At 58.1% G+C, this 21,762-nt stretch carries 20 protein-coding genes; 9 read left to right on the top strand and 11 right to left on the bottom strand.

The genetic code is table 11. The features are described from left to right. Positions 1-29 precede the first annotated feature (29 nt). From ACFPWW_RS16180 to ACFPWW_RS16165, 4 genes are read right to left on the bottom strand one after another with little or no spacing between them, the layout of a single operon-like run. On the bottom strand, positions 30-773 hold the full coding sequence (locus ACFPWW_RS16180; protein ID WP_377312510.1) for a hypothetical protein: 744 nt from the start codon (positions 771-773) through the stop codon (positions 30-32). After that, a complete protein-coding gene (locus tag ACFPWW_RS16175) occupies positions 766-2,259 on the bottom strand; it encodes a glycosyltransferase family 2 protein (RefSeq protein ID WP_377312509.1) in 1,494 nt (497 codons plus the stop codon). The genes ACFPWW_RS16180 and ACFPWW_RS16175 overlap by 8 nt, the downstream gene beginning before the upstream one ends. Beyond that, on the bottom strand, positions 2,256-2,885 hold the full coding sequence (locus tag ACFPWW_RS16170; protein ID WP_377312508.1) for an HAD family hydrolase: 630 nt from the start codon (positions 2,883-2,885) through the stop codon (positions 2,256-2,258). Before ACFPWW_RS16170 ends, ACFPWW_RS16175 begins: the two co-directional genes overlap by 4 nt. Further along, the gene (locus ACFPWW_RS16165; RefSeq protein WP_377312507.1) at positions 2,882-3,652 is read right to left on the bottom strand and encodes a hypothetical protein; all 771 of its coding nucleotides are present in this window, start codon (positions 3,650-3,652) and stop codon (positions 2,882-2,884) included. Before ACFPWW_RS16165 ends, ACFPWW_RS16170 begins: the two co-directional genes overlap by 4 nt. Before the next feature lie 144 nt (positions 3,653-3,796). On the opposite strand from ACFPWW_RS16165, the gene ACFPWW_RS16160 reads away from it, so the two are divergent. The 4 genes from ACFPWW_RS16160 to ACFPWW_RS16145 all read left to right on the top strand — a co-directional run bounded on the left by ACFPWW_RS16160 (position 3,797) and on the right by ACFPWW_RS16145 (position 6,902). Next, on the top strand, positions 3,797-5,308 hold the full coding sequence (locus ACFPWW_RS16160) for an oligosaccharide flippase family protein (RefSeq protein ID WP_377312707.1): 1,512 nt from the start codon (positions 3,797-3,799) through the stop codon (positions 5,306-5,308). A 359-nt stretch (positions 5,309-5,667) separates the two neighbouring features. Beyond that, complete coding sequence (locus ACFPWW_RS16155; RefSeq protein WP_377312506.1) at positions 5,668-5,952, top strand: hypothetical protein; 285 nt, start codon at positions 5,668-5,670, stop codon at positions 5,950-5,952. A 450-nt stretch (positions 5,953-6,402) separates the two neighbouring features. Further along, a complete protein-coding gene (rpsU, locus tag ACFPWW_RS16150; RefSeq protein WP_377312505.1) occupies positions 6,403-6,639 on the top strand; it encodes a 30S ribosomal protein S21 in 237 nt (78 codons plus the stop codon). A 68-nt stretch (positions 6,640-6,707) separates the two neighbouring features. Continuing rightward, complete coding sequence (locus ACFPWW_RS16145) at positions 6,708-6,902, top strand: hypothetical protein (RefSeq protein ID WP_112572939.1); 195 nt, start codon at positions 6,708-6,710, stop codon at positions 6,900-6,902. A gap of 73 nt (positions 6,903-6,975) precedes the next feature. On the opposite strand, the gene ACFPWW_RS16140 is transcribed toward ACFPWW_RS16145, so the two are convergent. The 6 genes from ACFPWW_RS16140 to ACFPWW_RS16115 form a co-directional block, all read right to left on the bottom strand. Next, positions 6,976-8,241, bottom strand: coding sequence for an acyltransferase family protein (locus ACFPWW_RS16140; RefSeq protein ID WP_377312504.1), 1,266 nt, complete (start codon positions 8,239-8,241; stop codon positions 6,976-6,978). Positions 8,242-8,436: 195 nt separating this feature from the next. Next, positions 8,437-9,066, bottom strand: coding sequence for an alpha/beta family hydrolase (locus ACFPWW_RS16135; RefSeq protein WP_377312503.1), 630 nt, complete (start codon positions 9,064-9,066; stop codon positions 8,437-8,439). Further along, entirely contained in the window at positions 9,063-9,692 is a 630-nt protein-coding gene (locus ACFPWW_RS16130; protein WP_377312501.1) for a class I SAM-dependent methyltransferase, read from the bottom strand. The genes ACFPWW_RS16135 and ACFPWW_RS16130 overlap by 4 nt, the downstream gene beginning before the upstream one ends. A gap of 513 nt (positions 9,693-10,205) precedes the next feature. Next, a complete protein-coding gene (locus ACFPWW_RS16125) occupies positions 10,206-11,522 on the bottom strand; it encodes a UDP-glucose dehydrogenase family protein (RefSeq protein WP_112755449.1) in 1,317 nt (438 codons plus the stop codon). An 88-nt stretch (positions 11,523-11,610) separates the two neighbouring features. Continuing rightward, complete coding sequence (locus tag ACFPWW_RS16120) at positions 11,611-13,038, bottom strand: mannose-1-phosphate guanylyltransferase/mannose-6-phosphate isomerase (RefSeq protein WP_377312499.1); 1,428 nt, start codon at positions 13,036-13,038, stop codon at positions 11,611-11,613. 43 nt (positions 13,039-13,081) lie between these two features. Then, the gene (locus tag ACFPWW_RS16115) at positions 13,082-14,506 is read right to left on the bottom strand and encodes a phosphomannomutase (RefSeq protein ID WP_377312497.1); all 1,425 of its coding nucleotides are present in this window, start codon (positions 14,504-14,506) and stop codon (positions 13,082-13,084) included. A gap of 289 nt (positions 14,507-14,795) precedes the next feature. Between ACFPWW_RS16115 and ung the strand changes: the two genes are divergently transcribed. The 3 genes from ung (at position 14,796) to ACFPWW_RS16100 (ending at position 17,172) form a co-directional block, all read left to right on the top strand. Next, complete coding sequence (gene ung, locus ACFPWW_RS16110) at positions 14,796-15,488, top strand: uracil-DNA glycosylase (RefSeq protein WP_112572971.1); 693 nt, start codon at positions 14,796-14,798, stop codon at positions 15,486-15,488. Positions 15,489-15,616: 128 nt separating this feature from the next. After that, positions 15,617-16,549: a VOC family protein gene (locus tag ACFPWW_RS16105; RefSeq protein ID WP_112755457.1), complete on the top strand. Its 933-nt coding sequence runs from the start codon at positions 15,617-15,619 to the stop codon at positions 16,547-16,549. A 14-nt stretch (positions 16,550-16,563) separates the two neighbouring features. Then, positions 16,564-17,172, top strand: coding sequence for an alpha/beta hydrolase (locus tag ACFPWW_RS16100; RefSeq protein ID WP_377312495.1), 609 nt, complete (start codon positions 16,564-16,566; stop codon positions 17,170-17,172). 62 nt (positions 17,173-17,234) lie between these two features. Here ACFPWW_RS16100 and ACFPWW_RS16095 read toward each other — a convergent pair whose 3' ends face one another. After that, complete coding sequence (locus ACFPWW_RS16095; protein WP_377312706.1) at positions 17,235-19,514, bottom strand: polysaccharide biosynthesis tyrosine autokinase; 2,280 nt, start codon at positions 19,512-19,514, stop codon at positions 17,235-17,237. 447 nt (positions 19,515-19,961) lie between these two features. Here ACFPWW_RS16095 and ACFPWW_RS16090 point away from each other — a divergent pair, with 447 nt between their 5' ends. Further along, positions 19,962-20,597: an SGNH/GDSL hydrolase family protein gene (locus tag ACFPWW_RS16090; protein WP_377312493.1), complete on the top strand. Its 636-nt coding sequence runs from the start codon at positions 19,962-19,964 to the stop codon at positions 20,595-20,597. 92 nt (positions 20,598-20,689) lie between these two features. Further along, the gene (locus ACFPWW_RS16085; protein ID WP_377312491.1) at positions 20,690-21,760 is read left to right on the top strand and encodes an endo-1,4-beta-xylanase; all 1,071 of its coding nucleotides are present in this window, start codon (positions 20,690-20,692) and stop codon (positions 21,758-21,760) included. Positions 21,761-21,762: the final 2 nt, after the last annotated feature.

Below are 21,762 nucleotides of genomic sequence, written 5' to 3'. Positions count from 1 at the left end.
GTCGAAACAGAATGGCGCCAGTATCTCCTTCACCCCGCAAGGGGCACGTCCGCAATCTTGACATCGAACACGTCCCGCGCCGGCAGCGTGCGGACATCGAGACCGTGTGCGATCACGCCGTTCAGCATGGGGCAGACAAAAAGCAGTCCATTGTGCGAGAGGCTCGCCCGGTTCTGCAGGCTGTGGGCCAGGGCCAGATGGAAGACGGCGACGCTACGGAAAGCATAGACGCCCGCCGATGCGTTCTCGGAAATGACAAGCTTCTCCCTTGCCTCCAGCATCCGGCCGTCGTCTCCAAGCCTGATATAGCTGTATTGCGGATGGCGGGAGCCGAATGTGAGCGCAAGGCCGCCGAGATCGGGGTCGGCGGCAAAGATTGCGGCAATATCCGCATCGCTGTCGAAGATGATGTCGCAGAGATCGACGATAACGGGCGCATCCGGAAACGCGACGAGCGCCGTACCGGCCGCAGCGCTCCAGGCAGCGCCGCCACTCGTCTCGGACAGAAAGACGGTTCGGGCCGTCGGATAACGCGCCAGCAACGTCTCGCGTGCGTAGCGCCGTGATACGGGCCTGTCCCGCAGGACAAAAACAGGCACGGCCGCATCGCTCCACCAGGGACGCGTCTCCAGCGTGGCGCCGAGCAAGGTCGTCTTTCCAACCGGCATTTGCGCCTTCACCAAGCCGTCGGGCCGCTCAAAATCATTCCCGGCCATGGGAATGATGATATTCAGCGGCGCTCTCGCCTCCGGGCTGGTTTCGATGTCATGCATAGGCAGGCTCGCGGCCCTGCAGATACTCGGCCAGATCCTCGGGCGTGCCAAGCCCGTGCATGTTTCTGACGTCGATCTCGTAAACCCCGATACGCGCACCATTGCGGATGGCATAATTATAGGCCGGGCAGACATAGAACTCGTTGTTGGTGCGGTCGTTGTGCACCATCATGTCGAGCGCGCCCTTCATGAAATCGCCGGCGCGGCGGAAGAAGTAGATGCCGACAGTGGCAAGCTCTGAAATCGGCTGCTTTTCGGCAACCCTGAGCACAAAGCCTGCCGCATCGGTTTCGGCAAAGGACCATTTCGGATCGCGCTTCGGATCTCGGAAAACGAGGATCGACCCGTCGAGATCGCGCGACATGCAGTCGTCGATGAAATCGACGATATGCATGTCCACAACCTGGTCGGAATTGGCGATGAGAAGAGGCGCTTCCTCGTCGAGGTGCTGGCGCGCCAGCAGAACGGTGCAGGCGGTGCCCTCGGTCAGCTGGTCGACCGAGACGATGCCGACGCCCTGCGAGCGAAGTTCGGCCACCGCGTCCGCCTGGCTGTCCAGATGTTCGCGCAGCAGCAGGACCGTCGGCTGGCCGCCGGGTGGCAGGGTGTTTTCCAGTACATGTTGAATCATCGGCCGGCCAAGCACGTCGATGAAAGGTTTCGGACGGGTGAAGCCGACCTTGGCGAAGCGGCTGCCTCTGCCGGCGGCCGGCACCACGAGCTGCACGGGTCGTGCGGCCTGTGCGGAGGACAGGCGGCGGACCCCGTTCACCTCGAAATTCTCAATCATTTTCGGGTTGTAGAAGCTGTGGTAGCGGTCTGCCGGAATGCCTGCGGAAACGACGCGGCCGCCATCCAGGATCACCTCGTTGAGCGATGAGCTGACATAGTAGCGATTGTCCACCGTCACCCCGTGCCGCAAGGCGGCGGTCGCGGCCTTGAAGAAGATCTGGGCCTCGCGGAAGTAGTAGAACCCGGCGATCGCCTTGTTGCTGATCACATCCTTCTCGGACGTGCGGTTGACGAGACCGTCGTCGCCAAGCGTCACATAGGACCAGCGCGGATGGATCGTTTCGAAGGTGATGACGCCGGCATCCGCCTTGGCTGCCTCGAATTCCGCAATCACGGATGCAAGACGGGTGTCGATAATCTGGTCGCTATTGGCGATGACGAGCGGTTCGGTGGGATCGATCCTGTCGACCGCCATCAGGCAGGTGCAGAGCGCGCCGGCCGTCGGGCCTTTCAGCATGACCACCTCTGAGCGGCCGTTGGTGCTGAGGTCGAAGATCCTCTCGTAGGAATATTTGACGGCATCCTGCTGGTCGACGAGGAAGAGGAAACGCGTATCGCCGCCGAGCGATTTCATGTTTTCGATGGCCCACAGGATCATCGGCTTTCCGGCCACTTCGATGAGCGGGCGCGGATAGGCGTAGTTTTCCGGGCTGAAATGCGGGCTCGTGCCCGTGGTGGGGAACAGGACGATCATGCCATTACCTCCGATACGCGCTTGATCTCCGACACGATCCGGCCGTAGACGACATCGGCCGGTGTTCCGATCTGCATGACGTAAGCGCCGCTGTCGCGCGCGGCCTTCAGGCCATATTCATTGTCCTCAAGGATCAGGCACTCAGCCGGTCTGAGGCCGAAGCGCTCCATCGTCGTCACGTACATTTCCGGGTCCGGCTTGGCGTGGGTGACATCCTCGTTGGAGACGATGAGGTCGATATATTCCATCAATCCGGCGCGCCGCATCATGGACTCGATGGTGACGCGGATCGAGTTCGAGCAGACGGCGATCTTGTAGCCATCGTGCTTCAGGCGGCTCAGCGCATATTGATGGGCAAACACCGGCTTGCAGCGGGTATAGATCAGCTCCATCGTATAGTCCTGCTTCAGTTCGTGGATCAGCTCGTTGAGCCCCTTAGGCAGGCCATTGGTACGGGAGAGGATCTCCAGCTTGCGGCGCGTCGGCAGGCCATCGAACGTGGTCAGGTGCGCCTGGCGGTCGATCGGCATGCCGAAAAGATCGAGCGCCCGGTTCAGTGCCTCATAATGCCATTCCTTGGCATCGATCAGCACGCCGTCCATGTCGAACAAAACAGCACGGATCATGTGACTTCCTCCTCGACCATCCAGGCAAAGCTCTGCTCCGCCGCATCGGGCAGATCGGTACAAATCATCAGCCGCTCGAACGGAAGGCCGCTCTTGGCAGCCTGCCGCAATGCGGCAGACCAGGCGGCCCAGACCGCCTCATGCGGGCGCTTGTGCAATTCCGGCGAAACCATCGCGACATATTTGCCGCGCCTCAGGTCGTCGATGGCACGTTCGATCGAAGCCGGCTTCTCAGTGAAGGAATCCACCCATACGCCCTCACAGCGGTCGTAGAAGGATGGGTAGAGCTCGACTTCGCTGTAGCGCGTGAAGACCGGGACATCGCTATCGAGATAGGGCCTGAGATCGGGAACCGATGCGTCGAACACGAAGGAGCGCCTCGTGACCCCATACTGGTCCAGCATCGGCACCAGGGCAGGGCAGAGACCGTCCGCCTTGATGTTGATGGCGAGCAGTCCGGGGGCACCTTTTGCTGCATAGCATTCAAGAACACGCGCGAATGGCAAAGCTCCGGTTGTGGGCGGATCGTGCGAAATTACGAGTTCGCCATTCAGGTCGCGAACGTCCAGTTCAACGCCATGCCCTGACGCAAATGCCTTGTCGAATGCGCCTAAAGTGTTCCGCTCATGGGGCGCAAGCCACCAGCCACGATGTGCGAGTATCTTCATCACTATGACCCTCCGGCCCAATCGGCCAACAAACGATTTTGTGTTGTCGCAAATAGCCGGATGGAATCCATGCATCTGCCGACCAAACTTCATATGCATGATTGTAATTTCATATTAACTATGAAGATGTGAGTATAAATCGTCAATATCAAATATACATCAAAGTTGTTACTTTGGTAACACATACATTGCGTGCGAAAATGCCAAGATGATATCCAGATAAACTCGAAGAAACATGTGACCATGGGCACATCTAGTATGGTATCAGCTCAATTGTCTGGCGAAGAGGAAGGTCAGGGGTCGCGTGGCGCCTCTACCTCGCGGGACGCTCTATGGGTTTCGGGCGCTCGTCTGGTCAGTCAGCTCTGCGGTATCGGCACGTTGCTGGTCGCAGCCCGGGTGCTCTCGCCGGCTGAGGTCGGCGTTTTTGCCATGGTCTCGTCGACTGTGTTGCTGCAATCAAAGATTGCTGAGGCCGGGTGGAGCGAATATCTGATTGCTGCACCGCACGATAGGGAATTGCCTGCAACAGTCCTTTATTGCGCGCTTGCAAGTGGCTTGGCCTTCACCATTCTCGGCCTGCTTGGGCTTGCTGTTTCCCTCGTCTGGCTAGCGCCGACAGGGTCGATCTTCGTCACGCTCCTGCTGCTGATGGCGACCATCGTTCCGGGCACCTTCATCATCTGCCAAAGCGGTGTCTTGGTCAGGGGGCGACGCCTGCGCGAGCTTGCCACCTATCAGGCGGCCTCGGAATTTTCGGGCCTTCTCGTGACGACAGGGGGACTGTTGCTCGGTTGGGGCATCGTCGCCCTTGCGGCAGGACGCTGTTGTGTCGTGCTTGTCGCGCTCCTGATGTGCACGGGCTTTGCGCGCTGGCTTCCGCGTTTCGAATTCAGGCTCGCCACCGCGCGCGAGGCGCTTGCCTATTCCACCCGGCTCCTGGCGTCACGTCTCATGCAATTTGCCCAAAGCTACGGTGCGGAATTCCTGATCGTATTCTTCATCGGTGCAACGGAAGTGGGCCTCTACAGAATGGCAAGCCGGATCGTCGGGGCTGTCACGGAGCTGATATCCGAACCTGTTCGGATGCTGGCCTGGAGCTACTTTTCCCGCCAGCAGGGCGAGACGGGCGGCGGGGCGGAAGGGTTAAGCCGGCTCACAGGATTGATCATGGCGGCCACCGCTTTTGCTGCTCTTCCCGTCTTCATGGGGCTTGCCGTCATATCGGAACAACTGGTCAGCGTGCTGCTCGGTGCGCAATGGCTCGCAGCCGCGCCGGTTCTCATCCTGCTGGCGGCCGCGCGCGGCATGGCCGTTATCCAGATGCTCAATGAGCCCGTATTGAGCATCATCGGCCGGGTTGCCCTTCTGCCGCGGCTGAACATGCTGTTTACGGCAACGAGCCTCGCCTGCCTTGCGATTGCCGGTTGGACCCGTCCGGATCTCGTCAATATCGCGGTTGCGCAGGTCGTGGCTGCGGCACTGACGACAGCGGTGTCTCTCTACTTTCTGCAGCGCGGTACGGGTTTCCGCTGGCCTACCCTGCTGCGCAGGATCCTTCCCGCCGGGCTGGGTGCTTGTGTCATGGTCGCTGCTGTCGGCCTGGCTCTCCATATGGCAGGCGGCAGCCTGCACCTTCCCCTGGCGGATTTGTTCATGGGAGTCGCGGTGGGAGGCCTTGCCTATCTTGTCGTCGCGTGGTCCAGCGGTCGCGCCTTGATGGCGGAACTTAACCGCGTGACGGGTGCGCGATAGCGGCGCATGGGTATGAGGCCGGCAAGACCCGGCCCCCGCCGGTGACATCCGGTCCCAGATTGTGGCCGGATGCCCGTGGTCGTCGGCCTGTGGCACTGTTTCGTCAGATTCTGATCTTCAGCAGCCCGCCTCGGGCCACCTGCCTGCCGTGACGCCAGAACGGATGGATCATGCCACTCATGGTCAGGATGTCGGCACATGGAATGAGTGGCGACCGTCCCTCGGCGGCATCGAGCCCGACGAAGGCCGACGGCTGCGGTCATGCCACGGTACTTTCGGCATCGCGGCGCCGGGCAGCGCAGAGGGTGCCATCATATTGACGCAGTGCGCGTTAACCTTGGCAATAAAGGGAGATGAGCATGGCCGGGCACGATAGCTACTATATCGAGATCACCACGCGTCTTCGATCGGTGCGATCCTTCTGCGAATTCCTGTCGAGCGGCGGCACTGTCGGCGTCGCTTCAGCGGACGGCTCGCGCTACGGCGATATCACCACCGATCTGCTGGCAAGAACACGCAAGGAGGCCGAGGCCCTCGATCGCATGCGCCGTCAACTCTTTCCTGACCGGGCGGACGAAGAGGTTTCGCCGGCACTTTATACGTGCAGGATCAGCGCATCCCGCCGGTCGCATAAGGCTGGCTAGGTGCAATCATGACGGGCGTATGATCGCTCCAATGTTTCCCGCCGCGCGGATTGCGCCGGATGCTGGTAGAGCGAAGGTCAGCGATATCGGGGCGAATGCCCGCCCATTGCGAAGGGACTTGTTGCGCGATCTCGGAAGGTTCCCAATGGCCCGTCATTGAGGCAGGGCGGGTCTGTCTTGCAATAGCGTGAGGCCGTTCTTACCTAGGTGGCATCACCCGTATCGTCTGGGCAGGAACCCAAAGAGCGACCAAATCTCCGCGTGAGGAGAGGATGCGCGGTGCGGCCAAGACTTTCGCAAGCGCAGACCATTGGCGAACTCAGCCCGCGTTGATGCGCGGCAGCAAAGCGCAATCCTCTGATTGTCGCATCCAAGGCTATTTCACGCAGAGCGAATGCCGCTGGATTGCCAGGCGAGCGGGCTCGGCACCATCATCCGAAAGGAGACAACATGCAGGTCGTCGTCAGAGACAACAACGTTGAACAGGCTCTTCGTGTACTGAAGAAGAAGATGCAGCGCGAAGGGCTGTTTCGCGAAATGAAGGAGCGCCGGTCGTATGAGAAGCCCTCCGAGCGGCGTGTCCGCGAAAAAGCCCAGGCTATTTCCCGGCAGCGCAAGGCTGCCCGCAAGAGAATGCAGCGCGAGGGGCTTCTGCCGGTCGCAAGACGCCGCGGGTCCGCGCGCTGATAAGCGAGGCGTCGCCGCAATCTGCCGGCGGCTCCTTATTCTGGCCCTCTATTCTGGAAAGGGACATCATGGAAGAATTGCGTAGCCTGACCGTTTCCGATGATCGGCTCGACGATTGCCGGGAGGCTATCGGACCGGATCTGCAGGATCTGATCGACGCGGCTGTCGCCTCCGGTTTTACGATCGAGGAAACATTGATCGCAATCAGCGAACTGGTGGCGGAGGATTTTGCCTCGGCTGTGAAGCTCCCGAGCGTTCACTGAGGCGGAAGATCGGAAAATGAGTGCGCGAGCGCTCGATCAGCCCGATCCGACGAGCTGTCGGAGATCCGGTCATTCAAGCGCGTGATACGCGGTCCCGCGGCGCCTCATGGCCGCCATCGGCTTTTTTCTCCCCATCGAGAGCGTTCTGCATCTCCTCGAGAACCCGAATGAGTTGCGCGGTTGCCGGCGTCGTATCGTCTGCGGGGGCAGCGTCAGCAGCAATGTTGGCAGGTACTTTCTGGCCCGTTCGCGACAACACCGGCAGCAGGCTCACAATGAGTTTGGCGAAGAGCTTCTTTCGGCGTTCGGCAACTTCGGCCAGCAGGAAGCAAAGTATGAAGCAGGCAACCAGCAGGGCTGCCGCCATCGGGACATGCTCCTCCACCGGATGCAGGAAGGACGCAAACATGAGGATAAGAGGCTGGTGGACAAGATAGAGTGTGAAACTCCCACCTGCCATCCATCTGATCGCCCGGCCTGTCTTTTCGAACTGCGGCCGTGCCCGATATAGCAGCGACGCCGCACCAACGAGGTGAAGGGCGACCGCAACGCCGATGAGATTGAAATATACGAAATTGATCGCTTCCCGCGACGCCGACCAGGTTTCGTACATGTTTGTCGCCGCCCGGTCGCCGAAGAGTTTCAGGCTGAAGAACAGCACAAGCGAGGCGATGATCATCGCAACGGAGATGCGGCGCTCGAACGGCGGGCGTTCGATGACGCATCTCATCGTCAGCCATCCCATGAGCCACAGCGGCATATACATCAGGATCTTCGGGCCGGTGACCGCCGCCCAGAGGCACAGTAGCGGTATTTTCGTGCGCCGCGGCGAAAAGGCGAACAGCCCGAAAAACAGGTAATACTGAACCTCGAAGCCCAGCGACCAGTATGGTTCGCCGCTGCCAAAAACCGCATGTGCAAACCACAACTGATTGGTGAAGGTGATATAGGCCAGCGCGGCTTCGACCGATACCGGAGTGAAAAATCCGGTGTTGATGAAATCATAATAAAACGCGTTTGCGCGCATCCCGATACTGTCGGCCACGAAGATGACCGCAATCGCCAGCAGGGCGACCGGCATGATCCGGGCGAGGCGGGCGACGAGATATATGCGCCATTCCCTTTCGCTCACCTGGCCGACATAGCTGATGACGAATCCCGAAAGAACGAAGAAGACGGCGACGGCTTCGCGTCCCCAGCCCAGAGGCCCGATCTTGATGGAGGGGAGCAGGAAGACATGCGCATGGGATAGAAAGACGACAACGGCGGCGCTCAACCGCAACAGATCAAGATAGATGGAAAGATTACCGTCAATCTTCCTGCCTTCGATCGCGCCCATGACTGATTTCCCGCCGGATGACAAAGCGTATTCAATTGAGAGCCGCTTTGTTCAGGAACTGATTTCCGCGTCGATGCGCGAAGGCGCCATTCGATCAAGCAAACCTTTTAAAAGTGTTTACTGAATAAGCTCAAATATCGAGTAAACGGTTGATATGAACAGCATTATCGCGTGTGGCGAGCGCTGATCCGTTCGTCACAACCTCTCTGCCCATGCCGTCGTATATTCCGACAATTGCCGCATATGGTCGGCAACGGAATATCCCGAGATCTTCTTTCGCGGCTTGAGATCATGGTCGCCATCTTCAAGCCACAGGAGCTCGATCTGATCGGAGAGCGTATAGGACTCGACCTCTTGCCTTGATCCGAACGGATCGCGTGTTCCCTGGCAGATCAGTGTGGGCGTGCGCAGGTCTTGGAGATGTGCCGTGCGAAGCTGTTCCGGCTTGCCGGGCGGGTGAAACGGATATCCGAGGCAAAGCAGGCCCCGGATTTTCTTCGCCGCAAAAGTCTCGTCTGCGATCATGCTCGCCACACGGCCGCCCATCGACTTGCCGCCGATGATCAGGTTGCCGGCGCCCAATTCGCCGATCGCGACACGGTATTCGTCAAGGAGTTGGTCGGCGCGTGGCGGAGGCTTGACCGCTCCGCTCAGGCGACGCTGCGCCATATAGGCAAACTCGAAGCGCGCCACCCTGAAGCCGCCGTCGGCGAGCGCCTTCGACAAATCGCTCATCGATGCCGAATCCATCGCCCCGCCTGCGCCATGCGCCAGGAGGATCGTGAAGCTTGCCGTTTCCGGTCCTGTGATGAGAAAGCTTGTCATCCGTGCGGCTTGGTTGCGAATACCACCATTGACTTTGCAAAGACCGGTATTCGGCCCGTCCTCACGATCTTTATCTGGTCGAACCCGGTATCCGCAAGGAGCACGTGGATAGTCTTTGCCGACCAGAACTTTATATGTCCATGTTCTCGAAGAGCCATAAAATGCTGGTCCATCATTCCGGTTGCGGCAAGGGCGAGATTCTTCCAATAGCCGTGAAACGGTGTCGATAAGACGAACAGGCCTCCGGGACGCAGAAGGTCAAAGGCAGTTTTGGCAAAGGTGTGGGGGCGATAAAGATGCTCGATGACCTCAAGCGACAAAACCGCATCCCACGTACCGTATTTGTCAACGAGCGGATCGTAGGCGGACGCAATATCGACGGGAAGTGTCGGGTATTTTGCTCTCGCCTGGCTGATGCCGTGTATCGATGGATCGATGCCGAAGACCTTGAAGCCGTGATCAGACAAACGCTGCAATACATCACCGGTGCCAACGCCGATCTCGAAGATCGTATGAACGGAGGTGTTGCGTTCAAGCTCTTGAAGGACGGCAGGATAGATATAGTCCTGCGAAAGGTTCGGGTTTTCGTGGATGTAATCGTCAGCATTGTCATCTGCGCTACGCAAGGAGAGTACCCGCATATTTCGACTACATTATGTATTAGTTATATAGGAATTAAGGCAAGTAAAGGGCCGGGTGTGGGGAAAAATAGACTAGTGATAAACCTGTTTGCCGCATTTACTGCTGCAGAAACAATATTCTACCGGAGGTGCAATTCTTACGTCGGCCGTCTGCCGACGGCTCGATGCTCGTTCCGATCTTTCAAGCATTGATTGGTCGGAATATCCGGAACGCAACGATTTCAGGCGGTTGCTGGAGCAGCGAAGTCGTGGCAGGGGCTGGCACGATCAGGCTTGAGGCTCGAGGATCTCTCGGCGGCAGCTAGTCACTCAATATGATTGCCAGGCAAGATGTGCGAGGATCCGGCCCGAGAAGAAAATGGCTTTCGACATTGCCCTGTCTGCCAAGATGCAAGTGCGGGGGCCGTAGTAGCCGGTCAGCCGATGCCGGTCTGGAAATTGCGGCGGGCCATATGGAAAGCAATGACCGCGCCGCCTTTGCGGAAAAGGAGCCTATTCCTACTTCTTCTCGGGCTTCCTGCCGATAGCGAAATAGCTGAAACCGTGTTTGGTGACGTCGCTCAGCGAATAGATGTTTCTCAAATCAACGATCACAGGAGTTTTCATGACCGTCTTGAGGCGCTTCAAATCAAGCGCACGGAACTCTTCCCATTCGGTGACGATCACGATCGCATCGGCATCTACCGCGATCTCGTAAGGGTCCTTGCCGTAAGTAATGGGGCCGAGCATGCTCTTTGCCGCTTCCATGCCTTCCGGATCGAACGCATGGACTGCCGCGCCGCCATCCAGCAAGGCCTGAACGATGGTGATCGACGGTGCATCGCGCATGTCGTCGGTGTTCGGCTTGAAGGTCAGGCCAAGGATCGCGATCTTCTTGCCGCGCACGTCACCGTCGCAGGCAGCGATGACCTTGCGGCCCATTGCGCGCTTGCGGTTGTCGTTGATCGCGACGGTCGTCTCGATGAGGCGTATCGGGCTGTCGAAATCCTGTGCGGTCTTGACGAGCGCGAGCGTATCCTTCGGGAAGCACGAGCCGCCGTAACCAGGACCGGCATGCAGGAACTTGTCACCGATGCGCTTATCCATGCCGATACCCTTGGCGACCTTCTGGACGTCGGCACCGATCTTTTCGGAAAGGTCCGCAATCTCGTTGATGAAGGTGATCTTCATCGCAAGGAAGGCATTGGCGGCGTATTTGATGAGTTCCGACGTCCGGCGTTCGCAGAAATAGAGCGGTGCTTCGTTGAGATAAAGCGGGCGATAAACCTCGCGCATGACCTCGATGGCGCGGGCATCCTCCGTGCCGATCACGATACGGTCGGGACGCTTGAAGTCGGTGATGGCAGCGCCTTCCCGCAGGAATTCGGGATTGGAAACGACCGCAATATCCTTTTCCGGAAACTCTTCGCGGAAGATGCGCTCGATTTCGTCACCGGTTCCGACCGGGACGGTCGATTTTGTCACGACAACCGTGAAGCCCTTGACGGCAGCGGCGATCTCGCGAGCGGCGGCATAGACATAGGTCAGGTCGGCATGGCCGTCGCCGCGGCGCGAGGGCGTACCGACGGCGATGAAGACGACGTCGGCTTCGCCGACCGAAGGGGCGAGATCTTTCGAGAAATCAAGGCGTCCAGCTTCACGGTTCTGCTGAATGATGGCCTCGAGCCCGGGCTCAAAAATCGGCACTTCACCGGCTTCCAGCGCTGCGATTTTTGCTTCGGACTTGTCGACGCAAGTCACGTGATGACCAAAGTCGGCAAAGCAGGCACCTGAAACAAGACCGACATAGCCAGAACCAATCATAACGATACGCATGAAGCGATCTCCAAGTTAAAAAATAACTCCACCTGGGCTATATGCTGCAACGCAACAAATCAAGCCTAAATGGCTTTTTAAGGGAATGTTAAGAACGGCCGAACTCGTCGACGATGCGAATGATATCGTCTTCGCCGAGGTAGGAGCCGGTCTGAACCTCGATGAGTTCCAGCAGGATCTTGCCAGGATTTGCGAGACGATGAATCTCGCCGAGCGGGATGTAGACCGACTCGTTTTCACGCAGCATCTGCACATTGTCGCCGATCGTAACTTCGGCCGTTCCCTTTACGACGATCCAGTGCTCGGAGCGGTGATGGTGTTTCTGCAGCGACAGTTTCTTGCCGGGCGTCACGAAGATGCGCTTCACCTGGAAACGATCGCCATTGAAGATCGAGGTGTAACCTCCCCACGGGCGATAGGAGGTCGGATGCGTCTCCGTCAGCTTCGATGTCTTCTTCTGGCCGGCCAGCAGCTTGACGAGGCTGCCCACCTGCTGGCTTTCCGTCAGCGGGCCGACATAGACGGCGTCTTCGCTGGCAATGACCGCAACATTGTCCATGCCCTGTACGGCGAGATGCACGCCATGGGTCATGACGAGGGAGTTGCGGGTGTTGACCACAGTCGTGTTGGCGGCGGCAATGTTGCCGTTTTCATCCTGGGTGCCGGTTTTCCATATGGCATCCCAGCTGCCCAGATCCGACCACTTGAAGGCCGAGGGAACGACCGCCGCCTTGGAAGTTTTTTCCATGATTGCGTAGTCGATGGAGATATCCGGGCTTTTTGCGAATTGTTCGGCATCGAGACGCGTGAAGTCCAGATCACGCGTTGCTTTGGAAACAGCCTTGCTGGCCGCCTTCAGAACATCCGGTGCAAAGTCCTGCATTTCCGAAAGCAATTCGGCGACCGGGAACATGAATATACCGGAATTCCAGTAGAAACCGCCGGTTGCCAGCATTTCCTCGGCCTTTTCGCGAACCGGTTTTTCAACGAAGCGCTTGACCTCATGCGCGCCGCCTGAAAGCTGCTTGCCGATTTCTATGTAGCCATAACCGGTGGCCGGCTCGGTCGGCGTGATGCCGAAGGTCACGAGTTTACCTTTGGCCGCGGCATTCCGCGCGGTATTGATGGCGTCGAAATAGGCTTCGTCGGCAACGATTTCGTGGTCGGAAGCCAGCATCTGAATGATGGCGTCCTTGCCGAATTTTTCGGAAACCAGGGTTGCGGCCGCTGCCACTGCGGCAGCGGTGTTGCGGGCAACAGGCTCCAGCAGAACGGCGGTGAGCGGAATTTCGAGTTCGCGGGCCTGTTCTGCAACGAGGAAGCGAAAGTCCTCGTTCGTTACGACGATGGGCGCCTCGTAAAGCGCCGGGTCGGCGACGCGGGCCAGGGTTTCCTGAAACAGCGTCTTGTCCCCGACGAACTGAATGAACTGCTTCGGCGCGGTTGCGCGCGAGAGCGGCCACAGGCGCGTGCCCTTGCCGCCGGCCATGATGACGGGGACGATTTTCTGTGTCATGGGGTGTTTTTCCTCGAAATGAACGGCCAGATTTGTCGCATGCTTACTGGGCTTCTGCCCAGTGCTTAATTCGGGTCAATCCCGCATTCAGGAGTTGCAAGGCGGCTGCCTCATTTTCAGCTTCAACGTAACAGCGCATTTCCGGTGCATTGCCGGAAGGGCGCAAATGGATGATGCGGCCATCGCGGAGCGTGATGCGCAGGCCATCAATATCGCTTTTCGAACCAATGGTGCCGATGGGTTGCAGGAATTCCGCGAGATTGGCGTCGGAGGCGCGCAGGTAGGCCATCAAGGCTGCGCTGGTTTCGACCGGGAAATTCTCGATACGGTCTGCGGCTGCGAAGGGCAGCTTGTAGGAAGCCGCAACAGCCGAAAGCGGCGTCTTGCGGATTGCGGCCAGCGAGAGTGTTGCCAGCATCGGCAGGAAGCAATCACGTGTCGGCAAGGCGCGTATGCTGCGGCCATTGATGTCGAACGACGTTGCTGTCAGCAATCCACCATTCGCCTCGAAGCCCATAACGAGATCCTTGCCGGCGGCAACCGCTTCTTCCATGCCGGCAATCACGAAAGGGGAGCCGACGCGGGTGCGAATGACGCTGAATGGCCCGGCTGCCTCGATGCCGGAATTGGACGTCACCGGCGTCACGACTGTGCCGGCGCCCAGGAAGTTGGCCGCGATCAACCCGAGAAGATCACCGCGCAGCGGTATTCCGGTCTCGTCGGCCACCAGGGGGCGGTCTCCATCGCCATCGGTGGAAACAATCGCGTCGAGGCCATGCGTCGAGGCCCAGCTTTTCAGAAGGGCAATCGTCTCTTCGGAAACGGCTTCGGTATCGACGGGAATAAAGGTTTCGGACCGACCGAGGGCGACAACCTCGGCGCCATAGTGGGCGAGAATATCAACCATCAGGTCGCGTGCCACCGTGCTGTGCTGATAGACGCCGATCTTCATGCCGGCGAAGGCGGCCTCAGGCAAGAGGGTGCTATTGCGCTCGAAGAAGAGTTGACGGCACGGTGCAGAATGATCCTCCGCGGCCGTGGGCGCATAGTTTACTGTTTCTCCCGAGGCCTCGATTTCGGCTGCCAGGCGGGTAATGGCGGCTTCGTCGGCCTTGTCGATCTCACCGTCAGGACGATAGAACTTGATGCCGTTGCGGTCCGCGGGAATGTGCGAACCCGTTATCATCAGGCAAGCGGCCTTTCTTTCGAGGCCATAGAGCGCGAGAGCCGGTGTCGGGACGGTGCCGCAGTCGAGAATCTTGAAGCCGAGGCTTGCCAGTGCGCCGGCACAATTGGCCGCGATCTCTGGGCTGGAATCGCGGTAGTCGCGCCCGATCAGAACGACATCGCCTGCATCCACCTTCTTGCTCTGCAGCAAATGCCTGCCGAAAGCCGTTGCATAGAGCGCCGACGGGCGCCCTTTGAGATCCGCCGACAGACCACGAAGGCCGCTTGTCCCAAACTTCATGCGAAACACCCTCGCGCTGTGAACAACCGTTTCTACTGTGCTGATTTGCTTGGGTAAACAGCAAAAATCAGGACATAGTTAAACCGGCGGACGGCATAAGCGAAGTATTGCCATCATTTCAGTATTGTTGCTAGAGATTTTGCTAATATTAATAAATTTCCGATTTATGACAGTTGTTCGCCTTTGCGAGATAGAAATATCTGCCGTCACAGTTGCGTATTGCGGGTTCAGGCATTTTTGCTAGAACGGCTGATCTACATCAGCTGTGTTGATCCCGGAGGTTTGCGTCGTGAGCGAGACGTCAGTCACTCTAGAAGCGAGCTGGAAGGCGGCTCTCGCCGGCGAGTTCGCAAGTCCCTACATGCAGCAGCTCAAGACCTTCCTGCTGGAGCAGAAGGAACTCGGCCGCCGGATTTTCCCCAAGGGCAGCGAATATTTTCGCGCCCTCGACCTGACCCCGCTTGCGAAAGTCAAGGTCGTGATCCTCGGGCAGGATCCCTATCACGGCGTGGGGCAGGCACATGGCTTGTGTTTCAGCGTCCGGCCGGGCGTGCGCATTCCACCATCACTCGTCAACATTTACAAGGAAATGGAGACGGACCTCGGCATCCCGCCGGCGCGGCATGGCTTCCTGGAACATTGGGCCAGGCAGGGCGTGCTGTTGCTCAACAGCGTGCTGACGGTGGAAGAGGCGCAGGCCGCCTCGCACCAAGGCAAGGGCTGGGAACGGTTCACCGACGCCGTTATCCGCAAGGTGAACGATGAGTGCGAAGCGGCAGTTTTCATGCTCTGGGGTTCCTACGCGCAGAAGAAGGCCGCTTTTGTTGACGCAAGGCGTCATCTCGTCCTGAAGGCGCCGCATCCGTCGCCGCTTTCGGCCCATAACGGTTTTTTCGGCTCCCGACATTTCTCTAAGGCGAATGCGTTTCTGCAGTCGCATGGACGTGAACCCATCGATTGGCAACTTCCCGCCAACCCTTGAACGCTCCGGCGCGGTCGTTCACAAAGCGGAGACAATGCGTGTCGACTTGCCAGACTATCAGAACCGGCCCGAAAGGCTCATCTATGGCCTATCGAAAGCCCGCCGATGCGGGCAGAAAGGGGTCTCAAATGCTCGATCAGATCAAGGGTCTGCACCACGTCACATCGATGGCGGAGGACGCCCGGACCAACAACCAGTTCTTCACCAACGCGCTTGGCCTGCGCCGCGTCAAGAAGACCGTCAATTTCGACGCTCCCGACGTCTATCACCTCTATTACGGTGACGAAACCGGCTCCCCTGGCACGATCATGACCTACTTCCCGTTCCCGAAGATGCCGCAGGGGCGTCCGGGCACCGGCGAAGTCGGTACCACGGTCTACTCGGTTCCGCAGGGCTCGCTCGGCTTCTGGAGTGATCGCCTGGCCAAGCTCAACGTCGCCGGCCTGAAGACGGAAGAATCTTTTGGCGAAAAGCGCCTCAATTTTGCCGGCCCGGATGGCGACGGCTTCGCGCTCGTCGAGACCAGGGACGACGCCCGCGCTCCCTGGACGCATGGCGGCGTCAGCGAGGATCACGCCATCCGGGGCTTCCATTCCGTTGCCTTGCGGCTGAGGGATGATGGCGCCACGTCCGAACTTCTGAAGTTCATGGGCTATGAGGTTCAGGAAGAGCATGACGGCGTCAAGCGTCTCGTCATTCCTGGCGGCAACGGTGCGCATCTCATCGATCTCGAAACCATGCCGAACATTGCGCGCGCGCTCCCGGGTGCCGGTTCCGTCCACCATGTCGCCTTCGCCGTTGAAAACCGCGAAAAGCAGCTCGAAGTGCGCAAGGCGCTGATGGATACGGGCTATCAGGTAACACCGGTCATCGATCGCGATTATTTCTGGGCGATCTATTTCCGCACGCCCGGCGGCGTATTGTTCGAGGTTGCCACCAACGAACCCGGTTTCGACCGCGATGAGGATACGGCTCACCTCGGCGAAGCGCTCAAGCTGCCGCAGCAGCACGCCCATCTGCGCGCGCTCCTCGAGCAGCATCTGCAGCCGCTGGAAGCCTAGACGGAGGCAGGACGATGACCGACAATCACTATGTGCACCGGCTGCGTGCCGGCGCACCGGGAAAACCTATCCTCTTCGTGCTTCATGGCACAGGCGGGGACGAGAACCAGTTCTTCGATTTCGGCAGCCGATTGCTACCGGACGCAACGGTCGTTTCGCCGCGCGGCGATGTTTCCGAATACGGTGCGGCACGGTTCTTCAAGCGCACGGGGGAGGGGGTCTATGACATGGACGACCTCGCGCGGGCGACTGCAAAGATGGCGCGCTATGTCCAGGACCTGGCGGCAGCGCACGGCGCCTCGAAAATCCTCGGGCTGGGCTTTTCGAATGGCGCCAACATTCTGGCGAATGTGCTCATCGAAAAGGGTCTGTTCGATGCGTCGGCGCTGCTCCATCCGCTTATCCCCTTTCACCCGCGCGCCAATCCCGATCTTCGGGAACGACGGGTCCTGATTACGGCAGGCCAGCGCGATCCGATCTCGCCGGTCGCGCTGACGGAAGCGCTCTTCGGCTATTTCGAGGCCCAGAAGGCCGATGCGCTGTTGGAATGGCATCCGGGCGGCCATGATATCCGGCCGAATGAAATAGATGCGATCGGCAAGTTCTTTGCAGATTATGCCTGACCAAAAAATATGCGGCGAGTTTCGCCGCATACCGTCTCTCAGATCGCGCCTTAGGGCGGGTCCTACGCTTCGTGATAGTAGGCGGAGTAACGGCTGTAATAGTACTCGCCCGAACCGTAGGAATGGTAGAGTTTCAATTTTGCCGTATCGACCTTGTTCAGGATGACGCCGAGGCACTTCTGAATCAATTCGGGATGGCTGCCAAAGGTTGACCGAACGACCCGTCGGGACGTATGGCCCCATTCGATGACGGCGAGCGATGCGTCAAGCATCGGCCCTACAGCCTTGGCATCGACGACCGGGCCAAGTGGCGGCAGATCGATCACGATGTAATCGAAAAAGCCGCTCATCTCTTCGAGCAGGTTTGCCATCAATGGCGACGACAGAAGGTCTGACGAGTGAGGAATGCGGCGTTTGACGACCGCTGCGACGAAGGCGAGCTTTGTCTTGCTGTCGACAAGCACTGAATCCTTCACCGGCCTTTTATCGAGAAGCGTTTCGATGATCCCGTTTTCGGCATGCCTGCCTATCGCTCGCGTCGCGCCGGGATTGCGCAGGTCGCCGTCAATCAGAAGGGTGCGAGATCCCTGCATCGCCAGGAGTTGCGCGAAATTGATCGACACGGTCGATTTTCCCTCGCCCGGCAAGCTCGAAATGATGCCGATGATTTTGCACCGTTTTCCCGGGTTGGCCATATCGACAGCAAGCTTGGCGCTTCTGAGCGTTTCGGCAAAGGCCGAAAGCGGGTGATTGACCACGTAGCGCGTGGCCAAACTCACATCGTTCAGGTCGCGCGCCGAGCCGGAAGCGGCCGGAGGAGGGGCGAGTTCCGCTTCGGACATGAGCGGGACATGACCTATATACTCCATGCCCAGCTCATCTCTGACCTGCTCGCCCGTGCGGAAGAACCGGTCTCGGAACTCCCTATAGGCTCCGATGCTGCCCCCGAACATCGCGCCGGCGAAGATTGCCAATGCGATGATCAAAGGCTTCTTAGGAGAGCTTGGGCGCGTAGGGATCTGCGCCTTTGTGATAATGCGAGATTCAGTAATGGGAAACGACTGTTGCTGACTTGCTTCCTGGAAGCGCGTCAGGAATGTCTGGTAGAGATTCTTGTAGGTATCCGCATTACGCTCGAGTTCACGCAACTGCACTTGCGTTTCGTTCGCTGCGCTGGAAATACCCGTCGCATGCGCCACACTGTCGGCCAGCGATTTCTCGCGTGTCTGAGCCACTTCCAGTTCGCTTTGGTAGCTTTCGGCAATACGGTTCAGTTCTTCGAACATCAGCCGCTTGTATTCGGCCATCTCACCACGCAACCTTACCGCCTGGATATGATCCGGCCCGAGGCGCGCCTCCAGTTCCGATTCGAACTTGGAAGCTTCAAGGTACTTCTTGCGTAGGTCGTTCGAAATCGAGCTATCCAGCACATCGGTGACAATTGCGTCTGTTTTGCCGGAATCGATGATGGCCTTCACGCGATCATACTTTGCCTGCGCCTTAGCAGTATCCGATTGCGCCGTTATGAGAGCGCTGTTGAGTTCGGACAGCTGTTGGTCGCTGAGAAGCAGCGAACTGCCGTTTGTCGATACCGCGACAAGTCCATGCTCGGACCGAAACTTCTGAACTGCCAGATCCGAATCCAGAGCTTTTTGTCTGAGTTCGTCTATTCTTTTCTGAAGCCAATCGCTGGCCCTTCTGGTTGCGTCATACTTCGAGTTCAGCTTGTCGAGAAGGTAAGCATTGGCAATCGCATCAGCGATATTGGCGGCGAGTTCCGGTGACGTGGACGTATAGCTGATCGACAGGGCGTAGGATTTGCCCGTCCTTTCAACATCCATGTTGTTTGCAACGTTGGTGGCAGCCTTTATGCGCCGCAGGTCTTGATCGACAGCGCCATTGCTGCCGTCCGAAAACCATCGCCGAAAATCAACGGCCGATCTTATCATGCGTGAAATCGACGGTGGGGCCGACATAAATACCGGATTGTCGAGCAAGTTGAGCTTATCAACAACGGCCAAACCGACCGTGTCGGATTTAAAAAGCTCGACTTCACTCAGAATCGCGCCATCGTCGTCAACTTGAACGCCCATATTGGCCAGCTGATTGAGAATCTCGCTGTTGCCGCGATCGATCAGCACGCTCGTCGTTGCAGTGAACTGCGGGACGGCCGTGAGAAGATAGGCGATGCTAAGCAGCAGGAAGACGAATATCGAAACCGCCACGACAAGCCATTGCCGCCTCGCGATCGAGAACAGTTTCTCAAAATCGATAAACTCTTCCTGGCTATCGCCGACCGACTCGTAATCGCTGTTTGGAATCGCTTTTTCTGGCGAGAGCAATCCTACCTCCATCTGAGCAACCATGGCACTATTTCAAACCGTATCGCCCCTTTGAGGAAAAAATTCGTCGTGCAGCGCAACAGCTACACGACACACTTTGCATTTTCAATACATCGGCGGAATCCGCCATTCCGGAGATTCTTTCGTATTCGCGCTCGGTTGCTAGCATGCAGTACGATGCGCGCTTGTTAAATATTTCAGAAATTCAAATGGTTACTTTCGGATGTCGCAAGTCTTCCACGGTGTGGATATCGGATTTTGAACAGCAACTCGCTTGTGTGCAGTGCAAAAAAATCCCGACCTGCCATTGTTTCGCGTTCCTGACACGTTAACCTGTTGAATTATGAAAACAGGCAGTCGCAGCCACCCGGTCGATGACACAAGGCATGTCTCATCGGACTTGGTGAGAGAAAAATCGGATGATTGGACCGCTAGGTCGGTGGGTCGATGCGCAGCATATTGTTAGGTGTCGCAATGATGTTCGGTGCTCATGACGTGATGGCGTCCGCGTCGGAACTGAAGATCGTAAGCTTCGGAACGTCTCTGACGGATGTTGGCGGCTGGCAACCATTGCTGCAAACGAAGTTGTCGTCCTGCCTCGAGCGCGAGGTCAAAGTGGCAAAAGTCGCGATGAGCGGTGCCACCTCGTACTGGGCGAAGGACCACCTCGACAATGTTGCGGCGCAGAAACCGGACATCATTTTGATCGAATTTTATGCAAATGACGCAACGATCCATCGTTTTGTGTCGGTCGCCGCCAGTCGGGAGAACATAGCCTACATACTGGACGAATTGCGCAGGAGACTTCCTGATGCTCGGATCATTGCAATGGCGATGAACCCGTTCTCGGGTATTCGCGGCGCCATCCGACCGTTCGTCGACGATTACATCGAGGCGCACAAGCAGGAGGCGCAAAAGAGACACCTGGAGTTTGTAGATTTTCGCGGCCTCTGGATGCAGCTTGCACCTGCGGAGCGCGGGCAGGCAATACCTGATGGTGTGCATCCAAAACCAGAGGCCGCAGCGCGGATTATTGTGCCTGAGCTCGTCAGTCGCATTTCTGGCTCGGCATGCAAGCAATAGCCGCCATCGTTCGAACGATCACTTGTCGGAGACGTGAATTCCCTCGATCACCGGCAATCTGAAGCAAGTTGCAGTCATTGGAGATATTGTAAATGCAGAGACGCGAGCTTCTGAAAGCTGCTGCCGGCGCGGCCGTTGGCCTGGTCGGCACCGGATATTTCAATGCGGCGTCTGCGCAGACCGAAGTTTCGCTGAGAAGCCTCGCGGACAAGAAAGGCTTTCGATTCGGCAGTGCCATCGACTATCAGAATTTGAAGGACGAATGGCTCAAGGACCTCTACAGGAGGCATTGCAATTCGCTGACCGCCCGCAATGCATTGAAATGGGTCGGAACTGAACGCTCGCCAGGCAAATTTGGCTTCGATGAAGCAGATGCGATTATCGCCTTCGCGGAAGCCGAGGGCATGAAAAGTTATGGCCATACTCTTGTGTGGAAAAACGTTCCCGGCTGGGTTTCACGAATTAAAAATGCAGCGGAAGCCCGCAGGGTCATGCTGCGCCATGTGCGCACCGTGGTCGGCCATTTCAAGGGGCGGGTCGATGCCTGGGACGTGGTCAATGAGCCAATGGAATATGACGCCGCTGAGATGCGATCCTGGGCAATTCAAAACCTGCTCGGAGACGACTATGTGGCCGAGAGCTTTCTGGCAGCTCACGAGAGCGACCCCGATGCAGTCCTTGTTCTCAATGAAGCTCATCTGGAAAAGGCTGGCGCCAACTACGAGCAACGGCGCAGCTTGCTGCTGAAATTGATTGAGGCGCAACTCGCGAAGGGCGCACCGATCCATGCGGTCGGGCTCCAAGGGCACTTTCGCCCGGGTCTCGACAGGCTCGACGAAGCGGCCGTCGCGAGGTTCTGTGGCGAGCTGAAGGATATGGGTCTTTCCGTCTTTATCACGGAACTCGATGCTTCCTGTCGCTTCACCTATGCGGACAAGAAATTCAGCGAGGCCGACTACGGAAAGATCTTCGAATCGTTTGTCACGACCGTCGCCGAAAGTGGCAATTTGAAAGGTGTGACGGTGTGGGGCCTGGCCGAAAAGTATGGAGAGCTGGAGCCAAAACCGGTCGGTGCATGCCGCAAGTACATTAACCTTTACGACGATTATAATGAGCCGAGAAGTACAGTAGAGGGTCTTGTGGCTGCCCTGAACAGTCTATAAGC

Source organism: Rhizobium sp. GCM10022189 (genome assembly GCF_042656325.1).
Classification (GTDB): domain Bacteria; phylum Pseudomonadota; class Alphaproteobacteria; order Rhizobiales; family Rhizobiaceae; genus Rhizobium.
The sequence above is the reverse complement of the archived record's forward strand: the minus strand, read 5'-3'. Positions and strand labels throughout refer to the sequence as shown.

What these genes read in the sequence shown, in the direction of transcription:
- ACFPWW_RS16180 (WP_377312510.1), bottom strand. Translation starts at nt 773, where the DNA reads ATGCATGACATCGAAACCAGCCCGGAGGCGAGAGCGCCGCTGAATATC.
- ACFPWW_RS16175 (WP_377312509.1), bottom strand. Translation starts at nt 2,259, where the DNA reads ATGATCGTCCTGTTCCCCACCACGGGCACGAGCCCGCATTTCAGCCCG.
- ACFPWW_RS16170 (WP_377312508.1), bottom strand. Translation starts at nt 2,885, where the DNA reads ATGATCCGTGCTGTTTTGTTCGACATGGACGGCGTGCTGATCGATGCC.
- ACFPWW_RS16165 (WP_377312507.1), bottom strand. Translation starts at nt 3,652, where the DNA reads ATGCATATGAAGTTTGGTCGGCAGATGCATGGATTCCATCCGGCTATT.
- ACFPWW_RS16160 (WP_377312707.1), top strand. Translation starts at nt 3,797, where the DNA reads ATGGGCACATCTAGTATGGTATCAGCTCAATTGTCTGGCGAAGAGGAA.
- ACFPWW_RS16155 (WP_377312506.1), top strand. Translation starts at nt 5,668, where the DNA reads ATGGCCGGGCACGATAGCTACTATATCGAGATCACCACGCGTCTTCGA.
- rpsU (WP_377312505.1), top strand. Translation starts at nt 6,403, where the DNA reads ATGCAGGTCGTCGTCAGAGACAACAACGTTGAACAGGCTCTTCGTGTA.
- ACFPWW_RS16145 (WP_112572939.1), top strand. Translation starts at nt 6,708, where the DNA reads ATGGAAGAATTGCGTAGCCTGACCGTTTCCGATGATCGGCTCGACGAT.
- ACFPWW_RS16140 (WP_377312504.1), bottom strand. Translation starts at nt 8,241, where the DNA reads ATGGGCGCGATCGAAGGCAGGAAGATTGACGGTAATCTTTCCATCTAT.
- ACFPWW_RS16135 (WP_377312503.1), bottom strand. Translation starts at nt 9,066, where the DNA reads ATGACAAGCTTTCTCATCACAGGACCGGAAACGGCAAGCTTCACGATC.
- ACFPWW_RS16125 (WP_112755449.1), bottom strand. Translation starts at nt 11,522, where the DNA reads ATGCGTATCGTTATGATTGGTTCTGGCTATGTCGGTCTTGTTTCAGGT.
- ACFPWW_RS16120 (WP_377312499.1), bottom strand. Translation starts at nt 13,038, where the DNA reads ATGACACAGAAAATCGTCCCCGTCATCATGGCCGGCGGCAAGGGCACG.
- ACFPWW_RS16115 (WP_377312497.1), bottom strand. Translation starts at nt 14,506, where the DNA reads ATGAAGTTTGGGACAAGCGGCCTTCGTGGTCTGTCGGCGGATCTCAAA.
- ACFPWW_RS16105 (WP_112755457.1), top strand. Translation starts at nt 15,617, where the DNA reads ATGCTCGATCAGATCAAGGGTCTGCACCACGTCACATCGATGGCGGAG.
- ACFPWW_RS16100 (WP_377312495.1), top strand. Translation starts at nt 16,564, where the DNA reads ATGACCGACAATCACTATGTGCACCGGCTGCGTGCCGGCGCACCGGGA.
- ACFPWW_RS16090 (WP_377312493.1), top strand. Translation starts at nt 19,962, where the DNA reads ATGCGCAGCATATTGTTAGGTGTCGCAATGATGTTCGGTGCTCATGAC.
- ACFPWW_RS16085 (WP_377312491.1), top strand. Translation starts at nt 20,690, where the DNA reads ATGCAGAGACGCGAGCTTCTGAAAGCTGCTGCCGGCGCGGCCGTTGGC.